Source organism: Psychrobacter sp. 1U2 (assembly GCF_051847575.1).
The window spans coordinates 1-730 of record NZ_JBPYDC010001046.1; the positions used below are offsets into that span (position 1 = coordinate 1).

1 protein-coding gene and 1 pseudogene are annotated in these 730 nt (G+C 41.9%); both read left to right on the forward strand.

Annotation, left to right across the window (positions count from 1 at the left end):
- On the forward strand, positions 1-140 hold a 140-nt coding region (locus tag ACS8FD_RS20295), incomplete at its 5' end, for an LpxL/LpxP family acyltransferase (protein ID WP_439277192.1).
- 123 nt (positions 141-263) lie between these two features.
- Positions 264-730: pseudogene (locus ACS8FD_RS20300) on the forward strand (tryptophan--tRNA ligase); the annotation flags it as partial.

A 730-nucleotide genomic window follows, 5' to 3' on the forward strand; every position in this document is an offset into this window, starting at 1 on the left:
CTAGTAATGATGAAGTCGCTGATGCCACTCGTATTAATGAAGTCTTAGAAGGACTCATTCGTATTGATCCAACCCAATGGATGTGGTTTCATCGGCGCTTTAAAAACAGCCCAGATGGTCGCACTGAAATCTATAAGTAGGCGTTTATACACAAACAAAGCAGTAGATAAATTTGTTATAATTTGCGCCACTAAATTGAGTCGTTGACTTAAGTGTACGATATTAAATTTGCAATAAACTAACAACCCAACTACGGATTTTCCATGAGTAATCAAACTGATGCACCTAAAAAAGAAACCAAACGTATCCTCACAGGCATTAAGCCTACCGGTATTCCGCACTTAGGTAATTACGTTGGCGCTATTCGTCCAGCGATTGAGTCTATCCAAAACAGTGATGATGAAGCGTTTTTCTTTTTGGCAGATTATCATGGGATTATCGGTTGTTATGACCCAGCGGTTATTCATGAATCGACTAAAATCATAGCAGCGACTTGGATTGCTTGTGGTCTTGACCCTGAGCGTGTGACCTTCTATCGTCAGTCGGACGTGCCTGAGATTCCCGAGCTTGCTTGGATTTTAAACTGCTCGTGTGCCAAAGGTCTTATGAACCGCGCTCATGCGTATAAAGCAGCCGTCGATATTAATGTAGAAAAAGCGGATGTTGATCCAGATCAAGGCATTACTATGGGTCTGTTTGGCTATCCAGTACTCATGGCAGCTGACATTTT